This window comes from Nodosilinea sp. AN01ver1 (genome assembly GCF_050565655.1).
GTDB lineage: Bacteria > Cyanobacteriota > Cyanobacteriia > Phormidesmidales > Phormidesmidaceae > Nodosilinea.
Window position 1 is genome coordinate 33,615 of sequence record NZ_JBNXVS010000007.1, and the last position, 16,997, is coordinate 50,611.

The following is a 16,997-nucleotide window of genomic DNA, read 5'->3' on the forward strand; positions in this document are numbered from 1 at the left end:
AACAGTGTGGCGATGGGTGTTTTTTCCTGCGCCAGCCTTTTGCCTGGGCTGCTCTACCTCCACAGGTCGCAAGGGCAGGTACGTCCTTGACCTCACGGTCTAGCACCCAGGAATACTACTCAACTATTTGAACTCTATAACTCTGTTTTGGTGAGAGAATGACAACCTTAAGTTTATCCAGCCTACTGCCTGGCAATCCAGGGAATGGGCGGGTCAATGTGGCGGCCTTTGACAACGGTATTCTGCGTTTGACACCCGTTGCGCCGGGAAACGACTCGGCAGGCGCAGCCTTTTCCGATCAGATTGAACTCAAAAACGACACCTCGTTTAGCACCAAATTTGAGTTTCAAACCAGTGTTGCCGGGGATCCAGAAGGCTTCACCTTTATTGTCCACAACGATGCCGCTGGTCGTAATGCTCTGGGGGGCACTGCCCCTGGGCTAGGCTATCGTCCCTTTCTCCTGCGGGATCCAGCGGCATTCTCCATCACCAACGCCCTGGTTATTGAGCTAGACACCTTTGGGAATGGGGCCGGTGAAATTTTTGACGGCATTGCCGATGCTGGCGGCAACACCATCGAAATCGCTCTAATTGACGGCAACGGCGATCGCATTCTCGGTAGCTCTCCCCAGGGTTTTCAGACAGCGTTTGACGCATTCGACTTCAACGATGGATCTATCCATACAGCCTGGATTGACTACGACGGTACCACCCAAACCCTTGCGGTTTTTCTAGCTACCGGCGGCAACCCGCCCAAACCGGCGACAGCAGCCTTCTCGTTGAATCTGCCAACCCAGGGCACCAGCCTGGAGGCCATTCTCGGCGGCACCAGCGGCTACGTTGGCTTTACAGCGTCCACTGGCGGCCCTGCCCAGTCCCACCAAATTTTGTCCTTTGACTTTTTGGCTACTCCGGCGGTGTCCCCCGGCCCCATAGACCCCAACCCAGTGGATCCTGGCCCGGTAGATCCCGGCCCAATCAATCCTGGCCCCCAAGTTCCCCTGGGCAATCTGGGGGTGACAGGCAACAACCTGCTCACGCTAGAGGGCGTCAATGACCCAGCTGGGAGCACCTTCAGCGTGGTCAAGCCATCTCGGGCCGGGGCCGTAGAAATTGGCTTCTTTGAGCTAGATGACGCCCAGGGCAACATCAAGGGCATTGCCCCCAGCGACCCCAACTACATTGCCACTGCCCTGCCGACGGCCAAAACGGTCTTCTCCACCCTGGGAGATTCAGACATCCAGGGGCTAGCTGTCTCCCGACAGCTGACCCTTGACCCCAGCCGGTTCTACGCCTTCTTCCTGATTCAAGACGGCACGCTCGATTCGGTGTTGCAGGGTGGGCCAGGTAAGGTAACCATTGCCAGCCCCCTCTTCAACTCCAGCCCTAACCAGCCGCTGCGCTTTAGTACATCCCAAACGGGCAGCGGGCTCGACTTCAACTGGGACCTCAACAACGACCAACAGTTCGACGACTTCGTCTTTCGAGTTGAGCTTGGCAATCAGGGCTCCATCCTGGGGGCTAATCTGCAAGGGGGCCAAGAGTCTGAGCTGCTAGATCTAAGAGGGCTCACGGGCCAGGTGCAGCTGGAGTTAGAGGTCATGCGGGAGGCGGCCAACAACAACACGCTTGGTTTTTACCGCATTGAGAATGCCCAGGGCACGGTGCTAGACGAATTTGGCAATGCGCTCAACCCCGGCGACACGGGCTATATCCAGGCGGCTGTTCGCCAGTGGGCTGGTCAGCCGCTAATTTCCCCACAAAACCGCGGCACCCAACGGCTGACGGTATCGGTAGCAGGCGATCAAGTCCTGGCTCCGTTTCTGATTAGCAACGGCACCATTGAGCAGCTACTCGATGGCAACTCTGCCAACGACCCGGCAGTTTTCTTTCCCTTCTTAGGAGCTAACCCCAAGGGCGTTGACCAGGTCAAACTGCTGGGTGACAACACCTTTGGGTTTGAGGATCTAGTCGGGGGCGGGGATTTGGACTACGACGACCTAGTGGTCAAAATCAACGTCCAGCCTGTCTAGATTGGCCTTAAGGGCCAGAGACCGAGGCGGCAGGGGGATGGTGACACCGCTGGACACCATCCCTCTGCCGGTTTTTCCTACCTGTTAGGGATAGCTCTCGTCAAGCGGGCGGCGGTGACGGCGGCCAGTAGATCGGCGTGGACAGCCTTAGAACAGCCGATCACCATGCCGGGGCGGAGGTAATCGCGGCAGGTGTGCAGCGGCGGCGGTGGGTCGCCTGCAAAGGTGGTGACGATGTAGCCCATCTCCTGAGCCATAAAGGCCAGCGCGGCCCCGTCGATAAACTGCCCCTTAGCCAGCACTGCCCCGGCCAGGTCGCCGCTGAGCAATCCATTAAAGTTGGGAATCTGAGTCTGTTTGGAGTAGTCGGTCTTGGTGTGGTAAACCCGGTAGCGATTCCCGCAGGGATCGCTCCGCGAATCGCCAATGTGGGGTACCACCGCCCCCATTTGCCAGCCCAGACAAATTGCCGGGCTGGGGTTCTCAACCTTGATTTGAGTGCAGTCCTCCAGGGATTGGTCCAACCTGCCCTTAAAAGTACCCTCGCCCCGGATGCTGTAGTAGTAGATGTCCTGGCTGGGGGTAATGGCGATCGCCGCCTCGTACTCATCGGCATTGAGAATCGCCAAAATAATCTGATAGTTTGAGTGACCATCCAGATAAAACTGAGTGCCATCGATGGGGTCGAGGGTGATCAGGTAGTCGCCCGCCGGGCCGAGGTCAATGGCGCGAAAGTACTTGGTGTTGTAGGTTTGCTCGTGCTCCTCACCGTAGAAGCGCACATGGGGAAACAGCCCCAGCAGCACCACCTCCATCATGGTTTGAATCGACAGATCGGCATCGCTGAGAGCCGAGGCAAAAAAATTGTCGCCCTTGCCGTCTTTGTCGGGCTGGGCCACAATTTGCGCCTGAATTTGCTGGGCATAGGCCCCAGCGGTTTTGAGGTAGGGCAGCAGAGCCGCCAGAATTTCTCGGGGGGTAGTTGGAGGCAGCATAGAAAATGGTTTGGCGGCAGAGCACCCCTAATGTACGTCAAGGGCGGCAAATTTGTTTTCCCGCTGTGGATCTTGGCCCCCAATTTGCAGGGTGGCTAGGTCGCGGATCGAGCGTTGAGCGGAGTCGAAATGCAGCTTATAGATAATCAGACCCACTGACTTACGCTCCAACATTCAGAAAAAACAAAAGCAGGGCCTCCTCAACAAAGAGACCCTGCTTCATTTCAAGCTAGACCAGATTCCCTGAAGAACCTGAGATCGCGCAGCGTCTAAACCGCAGCGGCCTTGGCAGTCTTAGCGTCAAGTTCGCCCTTGGCATACTTGACGGCATAAACCTCCACGGGCTCCTGCTTGATCTTGCTGGCCTGACCGGCGGTGCCAAAGGCGTCGTAGCGCTCGGCGCACACTTCGGTCATATACTTCATCGAAGGCTTCATGAAGTGGCGGGGATCAAAGTTGGAAGGATCCTTGGCAGCGGCTTCGCGGATAGCGGCGGTGATGGCCAGACGGTTGTCGGTGTCGATATTGACCTTGCGCACACCGCTCTTGATGCCTTTCTGAATTTCTTCGATGGGCACACCGTAGGTCTCAGGAATTTGACCACCGTACTGGTTGATCATATCCAGCCACTTCTGGGGTACCGAAGACGACCCGTGCATGACCAGGTGGGTGTTGGGCAGGCGACGGTTGATTTCTTCGATCCGGCTGATGGCCAGAATTTCGCCCGTGGGCTTGCGGGTAAACTTGTACGCGCCGTGGCTGGTGCCGATGGCGACAGCCAGAGCGTCTACCTGGGTGGCCTCAACAAACTGCACCGCTTCATCGGGGTCGGTCAGCAGCTGGTCGTGGCTGAGGGTACCTTCAAATCCGTGACCGTCCTCGGCTTCGCCCGCGCCGGTTTCGAGGGAGCCGAGGCAGCCCAGTTCACCCTCAACACTACAGCCGATCGAGTGAGCCACTTTCACCACTTCGCGGGTGACGGCCACGTTGTAGTCAAAGCTAGCGGGGGTCTTGGCGTCAGCTTCGAGAGAGCCGTCCATCATGACGCTGGTGAAGCCGTTGCGCAGAGCCGAGTAGCAGGTGGCGGGGGAGTTGCCGTGGTCTTGGTGCATGACCACGGGAATGTGGGGGTAGGTTTCGACTGCGGCGAGCACCAGGTGACGCAGGAAGTTTTCGCCAGCGTAGGAGCGGGCACCGCGAGATGCTTGCAGAATCACGGGGCTATCGGTTTCATCCGCAGCCTTCATGATGGCTAGAATTTGCTCCAGGTTGTTTACGTTGTAAGCCGGGATGCCGTAGCCATTCTCAGCGGCATGATCCAGCAGTAGCCTCAGTGAGACAAGCGCCATAAAATTCCTCCTAGTGTGTTCTCGCCGTTAGGCCTTTGAGTCGTTTAAGTAGGTAGCCTTACTCATCAATCTTAGGATAGATCGGATGATGTATGACGAAATGTTTGCAAAAGCTAAAGTCAAGCTTAAAAGACCTCCCCACCCAGTAGGGATGTGTTCACCCCTCCACTCTGCCCCATCATAAAACACTGCGGGGCACAGACCACGCGTTCTATGACCTGAGAAAAAGGTAATGGTAAAAAATGGGTCGCCTGGGATTCGAACCCAGGACCAATCGGTTAAAAGCCGAGTGCTCTACCGCTGAGCTAGCGACCCGTGATTTGGTGTTGTGCTTATCTCAAGCACGATTAAGAATCCTAGCACATAGTTTTCGCCTAATGACGCTGGCAAAAAATAAATGTTGGCTAAAGCGGCGATCGCGGCTCCAGACATAGGGAAATCTTAGGCACACCCTGTCCTGTAGCTCAGCCTGCCCATCATCGCCATACATAATAGACCCGATATCTGACCAGTCTCCCTCCCAAGCCAGCGCAGTCTTAGCGCGGCTGCTGGGGCAGACGTTACGGAACGTAACCAAGCGCTTGTTTTCGTTCCAAAATGAAGCTTTAGTTTAATGAAGCTTCATTCTTAGAGACCTCTCACCCCAGGCCATGTTCCCCACCCATCGCCCTCGCCGTCTGCGCCAGCACCCGCAACTTCGCCGCATGGTGCAAGAAACCCTGGTTACCCAGGCCGATTTGATCTATCCGCTGTTTGCCGTGCCCGGCGAAGGTTTCGCCAAGGAAGTATCGTCAATGCCGGGGGTCTACCAGCTCTCGGTCGACAAAATTGTGGAAGAAGCCAAGGAAGTCTACGACCTGGGCATTCCCGCCATTATTTTGTTTGGTATTCCCGCCGATAAAGACACCGACGCCACCGGAGCCTGGCACGACTGCGGCATTGTGCAGCAGGCCACTACGGCGGTCAAAGAAGCGGTGCCCGACCTGGTGGTGATTGTCGACACCTGCCTGTGCGAATACACCAGCCACGGCCACTGCGGCTACCTGGAAGTGGGCGACCTCAGCGGGCGCGTGCTCAACGACCCCACTCTGGAGCTGCTGAAGAAAACCGCCGTAGCTCAGGCCAAAGCGGGGGCTGATATCATCGCGCCCTCGGGCATGATGGATGGCTTTGTGCAGGCGATTCGAGCCGGGCTAGATGAGCACGGCTTTGAAGATACGCCGATTCTTTCCTACGCGGCCAAGTATGCCTCGGCCTACTACGGCCCCTTCCGCGATGCGGCGGAGAGTGCGCCTCAGTTCGGCGATCGCCGCACCTACCAGATGGACCCCGCCAACGGCACCGAAGCGCTCAAAGAAATTGAGCTGGATATTGCCGAAGGGGCCGATATGCTGATGGTGAAGCCCGCCCTGGCCTACATGGATATCATCTGGCGGGTAAAGCAGGCGACGAACCTGCCCGTGGCCGCCTACAACGTGTCGGGCGAATACTCAATGGTCAAGGCTGCCGCCCTCAACGGCTGGGTCGATGAGCAAAAGGTGGTGATGGAGACCATGACCAGCTTTAAGCGCTCCGGGGCCGACCTGATCTTGACCTACCACGCCAAAGACGTCGCCCGCTGGATTGGGTAGGGGTTGGCATGGTGGGGGTTAGACCCCAGGGTTTTTGAAAAACCCTGGGGTCTGTGTTCGTAGGGTTACTCAAATACCAGGGGCCATAGATCCGCTATGGCGACTTCCCAGCCGGGCAGCAGGTCAGGAATTGTAAGTGTGTCTTCGTTGCTGAGAGCAATGACCTCTTGCCCCAGCCGATAGATCTCAACCTGCTGGATTTCGGGATTGATCAAAATACCGACCTGGGTGCCCAACACCAAGAATTCCTGAATCTTGTCTCGCAGCTTGGCGACACTATCGGTCGGCGATTTGACTTCTACCATCAGGTCTGGGGCCAGTTCGGCAAACGATCGCGGGCTACGGCGCAGCCGCTCGGCTCTGACAAAGGAGACATCCGGGGCGCGGGTGTCAGCGTTGGGCAGCACAAAGCCCGCACTCGACCCCGTAACTCGACCCAGCTGGCGAGGCCGCACCCAGTTACGAATTTGGGCCGCCAATTCAATCGAAACTTCATCGGCCTCATAGCCGGATGGACTCATAATCTTGACCTCACCATCGACCAATTCCATCCGGTAGTCGGGATAGTCGGCTTGCAGTTTGGCTAGTTCGTGAACGGTTAAACCCATCGCTTGCCCTCCTGTCAGAGGTATCTGAGCTTATTGTATGGGTTGATTACTGGTTCACCTAGGGAGCTTAAAGCTTATGCTGCAAGCAGAGAAATTCTAGCTGCCCACCCATGACCTTTATTCTCACCAACGACGACGGCATCGATGCTCCTGGCATTGCGGCTCTACGCGAGGCGCTGAGGGGACGGGCCACCTGTGTTGTGGCCCCCGATCGCCATCTGTCGGGCTGCAGTCACCAGATGAACCGGGGTGGCCCGATCGCGATCGCCCAGCGAGAAGAATCTGCCTTTGCCATTAGCGGCACCCCAGCCGACTGCGCCCGTGTTGGGGTCAGCCACCTGTGCCCGGATGCGACCTGGGTGCTCTCCGGCATTAACGCCGGGGGCAATATGGGGGCCGATATTCACGTGTCGGGTACCGTCGCCGCCGTGCGAGAAGCAGCCCTGCTGCGGGTGCCGGGCATTGCTATTTCTCACTACATTCAAAACCGTCGCCCGATCGACTGGGGGCTAGCGACTCGCCTGGCGGCTCAAGTGCTTGAGACACTGATGGCCGAGGCGCTGCCCCAGGGCTGCTTCTGGAATGTGAATTTACCCCACCTGCAGCCGGGCGACCCCGACCCGGAAATTATTTTTTGCACCACCTGTACCCAGCCCCTGCCCACCGAGTTCAGGGTGGATCAGGGTCAGTTTTACTACGTGGGTGACTACAGCCAGCGCCGCCATGACCCCGATTCAGATGTGGCCATTTGTTTTGGCGGCAACATTGCCGTGACGAAAATTTGCCTGTGGTAAGGCCATAGCCAATCGGGTTAAGCCTTCCAGAAGCCTGAGAAACGTTCGAGCGTGCAAACGTGTTTAGGGAAACTGTCCTCACTAGACTGGCTACAGATGTAAAGCGTCTACCATCCACTATGGTTCGAAGCTAAGGTCAACCCCAACGCCGAAGTGGTCAGACAGGCCGCGCAAATCGTCGAGCCGCTGGGGCCAGACAAAGGACTGTTGAAAGTGCGCCGACACATCAGACGTAATGCAGATATGGTCGATGTTGGAGTGCTGCCCGTGGATGAGCCGATGGACGGGGTCGTTTTCGCCAGCGGTAAAGCAGGTCAGTTTTACACTGTCTAGCGCCTGCCGCAGGGCCTGCTTGTTGCGGCGCGACCCGTAGTAGTGCAGGGCGTTTAAGTCCTGGTTGAAGTCTCCAGCCACGGCTAGGACGGCCTCTGGATAAGTTGTTCGCAGCCGTTGCCAATCGGCCTGCTGAGCCGCCAGGGCGGCGGCAAAGGCCTGTCCCTTAGCGGCCGGATACGTTGGCCCATGTTGGCCGGTCTTTGACCATCGCCAGCTACTCTCTAGCCAGGGCAACACGGTGCCATATACCACCCACTGCTGGCCGCTGGCCAGGGTGAGCAGGGCGGCGGCGGTGCGGGCGGCATCGGTGGTCTCGATGGGCACCAGTTCGCCTGCTTTAACCCAAATCTGGACCCAGCGCTCGCCCTCTGCCCCAGCGCGATCGGGCAGGCCGCTGGCTACCGTTCGGTAGTCCTCCCCAGGGGTAATGTCCAGATGGGTTTCGGTCAAAATCCAAATGTCGGCATCGATGCGGCTGAGCCATTGGCGCTGGCGCTCAGCCTGCACCGATTGGGGCAGCGCACCCTCAAGATTCCAGGTGGCGATTTTCATTCTGGGTCAGTAGACGGGTGAAACAGAGAAAATCTCTGTAACAGCCACTACTTAAGCCTGAGAACCCGGCTTTTGCATATATTCTTTAATACAAAACGGCCTGCCTGCCGCCCTTTCGGAGTTTTTGATTGGCCTAGAGCTGGTAAAGCTCGGCCAGCATAGCGTCGCTGAGCTGGGTGGCAGGGGCATCAAAGAGAATCTGGCCCTGGCGCAGGCCAATGATGCGATCGCAGTATTTAACCGCAAACTCCACCTCGTGAAGGCTGATCACCAGGGTTTTGCCGGTGGTTTCGTTCAGCTGGCGCAGCAGGTCCATCATCGCCCGCGATCGCTCCGGGTCCACGCTCGAAATCGGTTCATCGGCGAGGATGGCGGCGGGGTCTTGCACCAGCACCCGCGCCAGCGCCACCCGCTGCTGCTGCCCGCCCGAGAGGCGATCGGTGCGAGCGTAGAGCTTATCGACAATGCCCACCTGAGCTAACGCCTGGGCCGCCTGGGGCACCGCCTGGGGCCACACCAGCGACCACAGCGCTTTGGGCAGTGACCAGCGGCCCAGGTGCCCGGCGTTGACATTGTGAACCACGGCCAGGTTGCCCACCAGATGGTGCTGTTGATACACCGTGCCCACCAGCCGCTGAATTCGCCGTCGTTTTCTAGCCTTCAAACAGCAGATATCTTGCCCCATGATTACCACGCGCCCGGTGTTGGGTACCTGGCTGCCGTTGAGCAGGCTCAGCAGCGTGCTTTTGCCTGCGCCGCTGGGGCCAATTAGGGCAACGCGCTCGCCGGGGGCGATCGCCAGGCTGCAGTCGCTCAGGGCTGTCACCGCCCCAAAGCGGCAGCTCACCCCCTCTAGCTGAAAAATTGCCCCAGAGTAACCAAATTTGCCGCTACTGAATTTTGCCAATTTTGCGGCCCACCGCTTCAATCTCGGCGTAGTTGTCGTTGCTGGTGGCGATAAACCGCTCGGCCCCAAACAAATCGAGAATTTCTTTTTGCTCGGGTACTGCCGGGTCGAGGGCCATCAGCGCCGCCTGCACCTTTTCGGCAAAGCCTTCGCCGTAGCGCTCATCGACCCCAGGGCTAATTACCCAGTGGTAGTCGTAGTAGGACGGCGTGCGCCAGACGACGGCGACTTTTGAGGTGTCAACGGCCCCTTCGCTGACGCGATCGCGCCACACCTGCTCGTTGAGCACCCCGACTTCGTAGGTGCCCGCTTCGACCAGCTTAATCGTAGTGTCGTGGTTGCCCGAGAAGCCCACCTCGCCTTTGAAGTCCTGGGCGGTGTCGATACCGGCCTCTTCCATGAAGTACTGGGGCATCAGTCGCCCTGAGGTGGACGACTCGCTGCCAAAGGTAAAGGTGCGCCCCTTGATCTGAGCTAGATCCTGGGCATCGGTGAATTCTGTGAGGCCTGTGGCAGCGTTGGCAATGAACACGCTGTGGAACTGTTCGTCGATGTCGCGCTGGGCGATCGCCTGTGCCCCCGGCACCTGCAGTCGAGCCTGTACCCCAGTCAGCCCGCCAAACCACACTAAATCCAGGTCGCCAACCCTAAACGCGGTGACGGCGGCGGCATAGTCGGTCACGGGTTTGTACTCGACGGGCACCCCTAGCTCGGCCTCCAGGTAGTCAGCCAGCTTGGTGTACAGTCGCTGCAGCTCTTCGGGGTCCTGGTCGGGAATCGCCCCCGCCGTCAGGGGAACTACGTTTTGCTCGGTGGCTGCGCCGCTTTCCTCAGACGCACCCGGCTCTGGCGCGGAGGGGGCACAGGCTCCCAGAGGCAGCAGCAGTAGCAGACTAGATGCCCCTGCAAGCCACGAACGACGAATGCTCAGCATGATTTTAGGTAGCGGCTTAAACAACAGCCTTAAATCATACGTGTGGATCCTACCCAAAGCAATGCCCTCCCCCAGGGATCTCGCTGGCTTCGGGTCTAGACGGGCGTAATGCTTCTAGCTCAGCCAGAGCAAGCCGCCCAAAACCAGAGCCACCCCAATCAGGGCTGCCCACAGAAATCCGTTGTCTTTGCTGTTAATTTCGCTGGGGTCAATGGTTGGTTCTTCAACTTTGGGCCGGGGACGAGAGGCCGCCTTGGTTCCCCCATAGCCAGCCTGGCCCAAACTCTGCGCCCCATCGGCAGACAATTTGTCTAAATCTGGAATTTCTGTCATCCAGTTGGTGGGGCGCTGGAGCTGAGGGGCCTGCAAAATATAGAGCAAATTTTTGCCCTGCTTGCGGGTTTCTAGATCAGGATGACGGGCCAGCGCCTGACAGAGGGCGATCGCGTCCTGCTGCCGCCCGACCGCGCTGTAGGCATTCACCAGCCAGGTCTGAATTTGGCCCCCCAGTGGGGTGGTGGCTTTGGCCGCATCTAGGGCAGCCTCGAAGTGCACCACGGCCTCGCGGTAGTTGCCCCGCTCAAAGGCGGTTTGGCCGTAGGCATACTGGGTTTGGGCGCGATCGCGAGGGTCGTCGGTCATGGGACACTAAAAAACTGAATGGGCAGAGACTAATTGGCAAAAAGACGGCACAGCCGCTCAGCTATATCTGCTTGGGCTATTTCTGACAGTGCACCCAGTTCTCTCAAAATGAGCGAAGTACGAGCCGTCATCAAATAATGCAATCGCAAAGCAGATGGCTTACGCAACCCACTGCTAACAAATTCAGGATGAGATACATCGAAAATGATGTCAGTTGCCAATGGATTTTCTGGAAGGCGGCTGGTGATGAACGCCAGCAGAACCTGCTGATAAGGACCGATGGCATGGGTTACACAAACAGCAGGTCTTACCTTGGTGGCCGACAAGTCATCGAACGGGAAGGGCACGAGAACAACTTTACCCCTAGGGCTCGAAGGGCTTGCCATCATTCACAGTGTAAATATCTTCTTCGGAATCGTAGAGAAAACTAAAGGCAGGATTTTGAGCAGCGGATTGTAACCACTCATCCTCTTCTATGTCAGTGCTCTCTTCGACCAAAACAATTACCCTCACCTGAGCATCTTTGAGCGCAGGATCTAGCTGAAACTCTGGCCAGGTTAAATGACCATTGGCTGCGACCGTTGCCGGTAGCTCGTAAGCTTTCATAAAATTCGGTGGGTGGACTTATCAAGGTTAATTTAAGGGTAGCCCAAGGGCCTAACGATTACCTCGTGTTTAAGACCAGGGTTAACCAGTTGGTCCTACGACGAGCCCACTGTGGAAGTGCTGGTGTTCCTATCATAGGGCGCTGGACATTTGCCTCTAAGCGGGAAAAGTATCATGACGCGGTGACCCTACAGCGCTTTTTTTCGCTCAAGATAGGAGGTAGGGAATAAGGAGAAATCACCGTGGTAGCCCCAGCCATTCAGCCTCAGACCGACGCGCATCAGTACGAAGCTAAGACCCTTGCGATCGCCACGGCCCTGCTCGGGGCTACCCGCGAGAAGAAAAACCTCTTCGCCCAAATGCGCGACCAGATGCGCTGGGACGACAAGATTATGGACTTCGCCATGGCCAACCCTGGCCTCAAGGTGCAGCTGTTTCGCTTTATCGACGCTCTGCCCGCCCTGCGCAGCAAGCCCGAAATTGCCCGCCACCTGCAGGAATACCTGTCTGCCGAGGAAGTTGAGCTACCCGGTGTGCTTAAGGGGCTGCTTAACTTCACCGACCCCGACTCAGCCCCCGGCAAGCTAGCTGCTACCACCGTTGCGCCCGCCGTGGAAACCCTGGCCTATCGCTACATCTCGGGCGAGAAGATGGACCAGGCGATCAAGGCGATCGAGCGCATGCGCAAAGACAAGCTCACCTTCACCATGGATTTGCTCGGTGAAGCGGTGATCACCGAGGCAGAGGCCCAGGCCTACCTGCAGCGCTATCTAGACCTGATGGAGCAGCTGGCGGCGGCAGCCAAAACTTGGAAGACCGTGGATGCGATCGATGTGGCCGACGGCAAGGAACTGGCCAAAGTGCAGGTTTCTGTTAAGCTCACGGCCTTTTACTCCCAGTTTGACCCGCTGGATGCCGAGGGCAGCCGGGCCAAGGTGAGCGATCGCATTCGCACCCTGCTGCGCCGCGCCCAGGAGCTGGGAGTCGCCGTTCACTTCGATATGGAGCAGTACCGCTATAAAGCCCTCACCCTGGCGATTCTCAAAGACATTTTGATGGAGGCCGAGTTTCGTCAGCGCGATGACCTGGGCGTCACCCTGCAAGCCTACCTGCGCGACAGCTACAGCGACCTCAAAGATCTGGTGCTGTGGGCCAAAAACCGGGGCACTCCGGTCACCGTGCGCCTGGTCAAAGGGGCCTACTGGGATCAAGAAACCATTACCGCGCGGCAAAGCGACTGGCCCAGCCCGGTCTACAGCGAGAAGGTCTCGACCGACGCCAACTTCGAGCGCATGACCCGGCTGCTGCTGGAGAACTACCAGTATCTCTATGCCGCGATTGGTAGCCACAACGTCAGGTCGCAGGCCTACGCGATGGCGATCGCCGAAGCGCTGAATATCCCCAAGCGCAATATTGAGCTGCAGGTGCTCTACGGCATGGCCGACAAGCTGGCCAAAACCCTGGCCGACAAAGGCTACCGGGTGCGGGTCTACACCCCGTTTGGCGAACTGATTCCGGGCATGTCGTACCTGATCCGTCGCCTGCTCGAAAACACCGCCAACAGCTCCTTCCTGCGCCAAAACCAGGAAGATGTGGCGGTCGAAACCCTGCTGGCGGCCCCGGAGTTTGCCGCCGCCGACCAAGCGGCAACAGCAGTCAAAGACTACGCCGTGCCCTTTCCCAACGCGCCAGATACCGACTTTGCCGTAGCCACCAAGCGTTCTGAAGCCGCCGAAGCGCTCAAGACAGTTCATGCCCAGCTGGGCCAGCGCTATAACCCCATCATCAACGGCACAGCAGTCGATACCGAGGCCACCGCCGACTCGGTGAACCCGTCGAAGCCAGCGGAACTGGTCGGCAAACTGGGGCTGGCCAGCCAGGCGCAGGCCGATGCGGCGATCGCAGCGGCAAAAGCCGCCTTCCCCGCCTGGGCTGCTACCCCGGCCAAGGAGCGGGGGGCCATTCTGCGCCGCGCTGCCGAGCTGATGGAAGCGCGCCGCCACGAACTGAATGCCTGGATGGTGTACGAAGTCGGCAAACCCCTGGGTCAGGCCGACCCCGAAGTCTCGGAGGCGATCGACTTCTGCCGCTACTACGCCGACGAAATGGAGCGGCTCGACGCCGGGTACGCCTACGACTACCCCGGCGAAACCAACCGCTACCGCTACTTTCCGCGCGGTATTGCGGTGGTAATCTCGCCCTGGAACTTCCCGCTGGCGATCGCGACGGGCATGACCGTCGCCGCCCTGGTCACCGGCAACTGCACCATCCTCAAACCCGCCGAAAACTCCGCCGTGATCGCCGCCAAGATCGCCGAAATTTTGATCGAGGCGGGCATGCCCCCCGGCGTGTTTCAGTATCTGCCCGCGCGCGGTTCCACCGTCGGGGCACACCTGGTCAACCACCCCGACGTGCACCTGATTGCCTTCACCGGCTCCCGCGAGGTGGGCTGCCGCATCTACGCCGAGGCGGCCCAGTGGCGACCCGGCCAGCGGCACCTGAAACAGGTGATCGCTGAAATGGGCGGCAAAAATGCCATTATCATCGACGAAAGCGCCGATTTGGATCAGGCCGTACAGGGCGTGGTCTATTCCGCCTTTGGCTACAGCGGCCAGAAGTGTTCGGCCTGCTCTCGCGTCGTGGTGGTCGCCTCGGTGCACGACACCTTTGTGCACCGCCTAATCGAGGCCACCCGCTCCCTTAATGTGGGCGAAGCGGTGAAGCCCAGCACCAAGGTTGGCCCCGTCATCGACGCCAACGCCCAGGCCAAAATTAAGGAGTACATCGAAAAGGGCAGGGTCGAAGCCACCCTGGCCCTGGCGATGCCCGCCCCCGCCGAGGGCTACTTCGTTGGCCCCACGGTGTTTACCGATGTGAAGCCTGATGCGGTTATTGCCCAAGAAGAAATCTTTGGCCCGGTGCTGGCGGTGATCAAAGCCCAGGACTTTGACGAAGCGCTGCGCATCGCCAACGATACCGACTACGGGCTGACGGGTGGCCTCTACTCCCGCACCCCCTCCCACATTGAGCGAGTGCAGAACGAGTTTGCCGTGGGCAACTTGTACATTAATCGGGGGATTACCGGGGCGATCGTGTCGCGACAGCCCTTCGGTGGCTTCAAAATGTCGGGCGTCGGCTCCAAGGCGGGTGGCCCCGACTACCTGCTGCAATTCCTAGAGCCTCGCCACGTTAGCGAAAACGTCCAGCGCCAGGGCTTTGCCCCAATCGAAGGAGTCGATTAAATCCAGTAAAAGCTCCAGGGTACACAGAGCACCCTGGAGCTTTCGTTCATTAGAAAAAACGGTTAACTCTGTAAACCAAGAGCTTGGAAGGGGACCTGCTGAGAATGTCCGGTTCTTAGCGGTCTTCAGGCAAACTATTGATGAAGTTCAATACTTCTGAGGTTAGCACCAGGTAGTAAAAATCCCTGGTATCATCTTGTCTCATATATAGCAACGAAACATTTCCACTATCTTTGCAGATTTTATCTAAGGTGTAGGTACCACGAGTTAAGTCTAAATCTTGGGAATTCAAAGAAACTCGCCCAATAGGGGAAGAGAAGTAGGCAGATGCTCCACGCCGATGATCCCCTCGGCAAGATATGCCAGCCAACGCCTGGCTGGGAAGAAAAGCAAAGACAATAGCAATCAGTAGATACTTCCGCATGCTCCAAATCCTGAATTTACTGGGTCTAAAAAAATATTTCCCTCATTTATTTCACGCTGCTCAGAAATACGAAACTCTGCGCCTAATGGCGTAAGCCGTGGATTGAGCAAATTTGACTGCCAACCCGGCAAAGCATTCCACAGATCCTATGAAACACTCCTCTGTTCGCTTCTATAGAGATATGTTCACCTTGGCCAATCTATGGGTTAATGGCAGAGGTCAACCCCTGCGTCTTGCACTAAGAGAGTGATTTATGACTGAAGCAACCAATCCCAGAGTATTTTTTGATATCACCATCGGCGGCACCCCCGCTGGCCGCATCGTCATGGAGCTGCGGGCCGATGTCGCCCCCAAAACCGCCGAAAACTTCCGCGCCCTGTGCACTGGCGAGAAAGGCATGGGCACCTCCGGCGTACCGCTGCACTTCAAGGGCTCTAGCTTTCACCGCATTATTCCCGAGTTTATGTGTCAGGGGGGCGACTTTACCCGCGGCAACGGCACTGGCGGCGAGTCGATCTACGGCATGAAGTTTGCTGACGAAAACTTCACCCTCAAGCACACGACCCCCGGTCTGCTGAGCATGGCCAATGCTGGCCCCAACACCAACGGGTCGCAGTTCTTTCTCACCACGGTGGCCACCCCTTGGCTCGACGGCAAGCATGTGGTCTTCGGCAGCGTGGTCGAAGGCATGGATGTAGTTAGCGCTATGGAGCAGGTGGGTAGCCGCAGCGGCCAAACTTCTGAGCCCGTCGTCATTGCCGACTGCGGCCAGCTCTAGGGCAGCGAGGCTCCGCCAGCCCGCGTCGTCATTCTCGCGCAGGTGCCTCATGTCGTCATTCCCGCCTGCGCGGGAATCTACCGCTGGAGCAAGCTCTCGAGCATAGATTCCCGTTTCTACGGGAATGGCAGAATGAAGTCTTGACGCTGATGATGACAGCTATATGCCCCAGCCTTAGTCGTCGGGCGGAAACTGAATGCTGATCTCGCCAGCTTCATTGATGAAGACGCTGCCGCCAAGTTCTTTAATGCGATCAATGGCCCGCTGGCGGGTAGCATCGTCAAAGGCGCTCCCCAAGACGCTGGCCCAGGCGTTGACCTGGGCCTGCTTGCTGAGTGGGTTACGGGCTAGAAAATCAGCCGTCCGCTGAGAGTTTTCGGCAATGTATGGGGCGTCTGGGTGAGACGACTGCCTGGCCCAGTCGGCGGCTATGCGGTAGGACTTTTGGGCCGCTTCGGCATCGCCTAAATACAACAATTCGTCTACACCGCGATAGCGCCAGATGTAGAACCCATCCTCGGGTAGGGTGGGGCTGAGCTGCTCTAGCCCCTGGGCAATCAGGGCCACGCTTTGCTCTGGTTTAGCCGCAAAGTTGCTGGTGCTGCCCGACAGAAACAGATAAAACATTCGATAGTACGGGTCGTTGGGGATGATGACCCGAAAGAACTCTGGACTCAAGCTGTAGCCTGTTTCGGCCCGCGCTACATCGTCGCCAAAGTACTGCAAAAACCGCAAAAAAAACCAGTCAGCTACCAAATTATTGAACCCAAAGGCGGGCATTTTTTGTGCTAGCGCCAGGGTCGCCGCAGTAGCCTGATCTTGTTGCTCAAGGCTCTGGTCGGCAGCGGTGCGGTCTTGAAGCGCTGCTAGTCGCTGCCGCTGTAGGGGCACCAAGCCCAATATCAGCACGACAGGTACTGCCCAAACTAACAGACGCTTAGTTCGGTGCAGGGGGCGATGGGGAGTGCTCAGAGATAACGGCATCGGTGTCTTGAGTTAAGCGTAAGAAACCTATAGCGCAGGTAACTGTTTTGGGGGTGGTTCTAGAATAAGTCTACCCACACCGATGGCGATGGTCGACGACCGGCCCTTTAGGGCGATCGCATCCAGAGAGCGTCTGCACAGAACCAACGTGGGCTGTCAAACGACCTTTTTCCCAGGCTATT

At 57.9% G+C, this 16,997-nt stretch carries 15 protein-coding genes and 1 tRNA gene; 5 read left to right on the forward strand and 11 right to left on the reverse strand.

Translation table 11 applies throughout. The annotated features are described in order from the left end of the window. Positions 1 to 158 precede the first annotated feature (158 nt). Complete coding sequence (locus ACQ4N7_RS08190; protein WP_430711124.1) at positions 159 to 2,033, forward strand: DUF4114 domain-containing protein; 1,875 nt, start codon at positions 159 to 161, stop codon at positions 2,031 to 2,033. 77 nt (positions 2,034 to 2,110) lie between these two features. On the opposite strand, the gene ACQ4N7_RS08195 is transcribed toward ACQ4N7_RS08190, so the two are convergent. The 3 genes from ACQ4N7_RS08195 to ACQ4N7_RS08205 form a co-directional block, all read right to left on the reverse strand. Next, a complete protein-coding gene (locus ACQ4N7_RS08195; RefSeq protein ID WP_430711125.1) occupies positions 2,111 to 3,028 on the reverse strand; it encodes an inositol monophosphatase family protein in 918 nt (305 codons plus the stop codon). Between the two features lie 269 nt (positions 3,029 to 3,297). Further along, a complete protein-coding gene (gene fba, locus ACQ4N7_RS08200; protein WP_430711126.1) occupies positions 3,298 to 4,377 on the reverse strand; it encodes a class II fructose-bisphosphate aldolase in 1,080 nt (359 codons plus the stop codon). 243 nt (positions 4,378 to 4,620) lie between these two features. Next, a tRNA-Lys gene (locus ACQ4N7_RS08205) sits at positions 4,621 to 4,692 on the reverse strand. Positions 4,693 to 5,027: 335 nt separating this feature from the next. Here ACQ4N7_RS08205 and hemB point away from each other — a divergent pair. Beyond that, positions 5,028 to 6,008, forward strand: a complete 981-nt coding sequence (gene hemB / locus ACQ4N7_RS08210; protein ID WP_194051473.1) for a porphobilinogen synthase — start codon at positions 5,028 to 5,030, stop codon at positions 6,006 to 6,008. A gap of 65 nt (positions 6,009 to 6,073) precedes the next feature. Here hemB and ACQ4N7_RS08215 read toward each other — a convergent pair whose 3' ends face one another. Continuing rightward, positions 6,074 to 6,616, reverse strand: a complete 543-nt coding sequence (locus tag ACQ4N7_RS08215; protein ID WP_430711127.1) for a Uma2 family endonuclease — start codon at positions 6,614 to 6,616, stop codon at positions 6,074 to 6,076. A gap of 110 nt (positions 6,617 to 6,726) precedes the next feature. On the opposite strand from ACQ4N7_RS08215, the gene surE reads away from it, so the two are divergent. Then, positions 6,727 to 7,410 carry a 5'/3'-nucleotidase SurE gene (gene surE / locus ACQ4N7_RS08220; protein ID WP_430711128.1) on the forward strand — a complete coding sequence of 228 codons (684 nt, stop codon included), beginning with the start codon at positions 6,727 to 6,729 and terminating at the stop codon, positions 7,408 to 7,410. A 117-nt stretch (positions 7,411 to 7,527) separates the two neighbouring features. Here the strand turns inward: surE and ACQ4N7_RS08225 are convergent, their stop codons facing one another. The 6 genes from ACQ4N7_RS08225 to ACQ4N7_RS08250 all read right to left on the reverse strand — a co-directional run bounded on the left by ACQ4N7_RS08225 (position 7,528) and on the right by ACQ4N7_RS08250 (position 11,387). Further along, on the reverse strand, positions 7,528 to 8,298 hold the full coding sequence (locus tag ACQ4N7_RS08225) for an endonuclease/exonuclease/phosphatase family protein (protein ID WP_430711129.1): 771 nt from the start codon (positions 8,296 to 8,298) through the stop codon (positions 7,528 to 7,530). A 133-nt stretch (positions 8,299 to 8,431) separates the two neighbouring features. After that, positions 8,432 to 9,205 carry a phosphonate ABC transporter ATP-binding protein gene (locus ACQ4N7_RS08230; protein WP_430711130.1) on the reverse strand — a complete coding sequence of 258 codons (774 nt, stop codon included), beginning with the start codon at positions 9,203 to 9,205 and terminating at the stop codon, positions 8,432 to 8,434. After that, a complete protein-coding gene (locus ACQ4N7_RS08235) occupies positions 9,189 to 10,139 on the reverse strand; it encodes a putative selenate ABC transporter substrate-binding protein (protein ID WP_430711131.1) in 951 nt (316 codons plus the stop codon). The genes ACQ4N7_RS08230 and ACQ4N7_RS08235 overlap by 17 nt, the downstream gene beginning before the upstream one ends. Positions 10,140 to 10,253: 114 nt before the next feature. Beyond that, positions 10,254 to 10,781, reverse strand: coding sequence for a hypothetical protein (locus ACQ4N7_RS08240; protein WP_430711132.1), 528 nt, complete (start codon positions 10,779 to 10,781; stop codon positions 10,254 to 10,256). A gap of 29 nt (positions 10,782 to 10,810) precedes the next feature. After that, positions 10,811 to 11,170 carry a type II toxin-antitoxin system PemK/MazF family toxin gene (locus tag ACQ4N7_RS08245; RefSeq protein ID WP_430711133.1) on the reverse strand — a complete coding sequence of 120 codons (360 nt, stop codon included), beginning with the start codon at positions 11,168 to 11,170 and terminating at the stop codon, positions 10,811 to 10,813. Further along, positions 11,145 to 11,387: a hypothetical protein gene (locus tag ACQ4N7_RS08250; protein ID WP_430711134.1), complete on the reverse strand. Its 243-nt coding sequence runs from the start codon at positions 11,385 to 11,387 to the stop codon at positions 11,145 to 11,147. The genes ACQ4N7_RS08245 and ACQ4N7_RS08250 overlap by 26 nt, the downstream gene beginning before the upstream one ends. Before the next feature lie 242 nt (positions 11,388 to 11,629). Here ACQ4N7_RS08250 and pruA point away from each other — a divergent pair, with 242 nt between their 5' ends. Both pruA and ACQ4N7_RS08260 read left to right on the forward strand, forming a co-directional pair. After that, the gene (pruA, locus tag ACQ4N7_RS08255; RefSeq protein WP_430711135.1) at positions 11,630 to 14,629 is read left to right on the forward strand and encodes an L-glutamate gamma-semialdehyde dehydrogenase; all 3,000 of its coding nucleotides are present in this window, start codon (positions 11,630 to 11,632) and stop codon (positions 14,627 to 14,629) included. Positions 14,630 to 15,306: 677 nt separating this feature from the next. After that, a complete protein-coding gene (locus tag ACQ4N7_RS08260) occupies positions 15,307 to 15,831 on the forward strand; it encodes a peptidylprolyl isomerase (protein WP_430711136.1) in 525 nt (174 codons plus the stop codon). Between the two features lie 174 nt (positions 15,832 to 16,005). Here the strand turns inward: ACQ4N7_RS08260 and ACQ4N7_RS08265 are convergent, their stop codons facing one another. Further along, positions 16,006 to 16,815, reverse strand: a complete 810-nt coding sequence (locus tag ACQ4N7_RS08265) for a hypothetical protein (protein ID WP_430711137.1) — start codon at positions 16,813 to 16,815, stop codon at positions 16,006 to 16,008. Between the last annotated feature and the right edge of the window lie 182 nt (positions 16,816 to 16,997).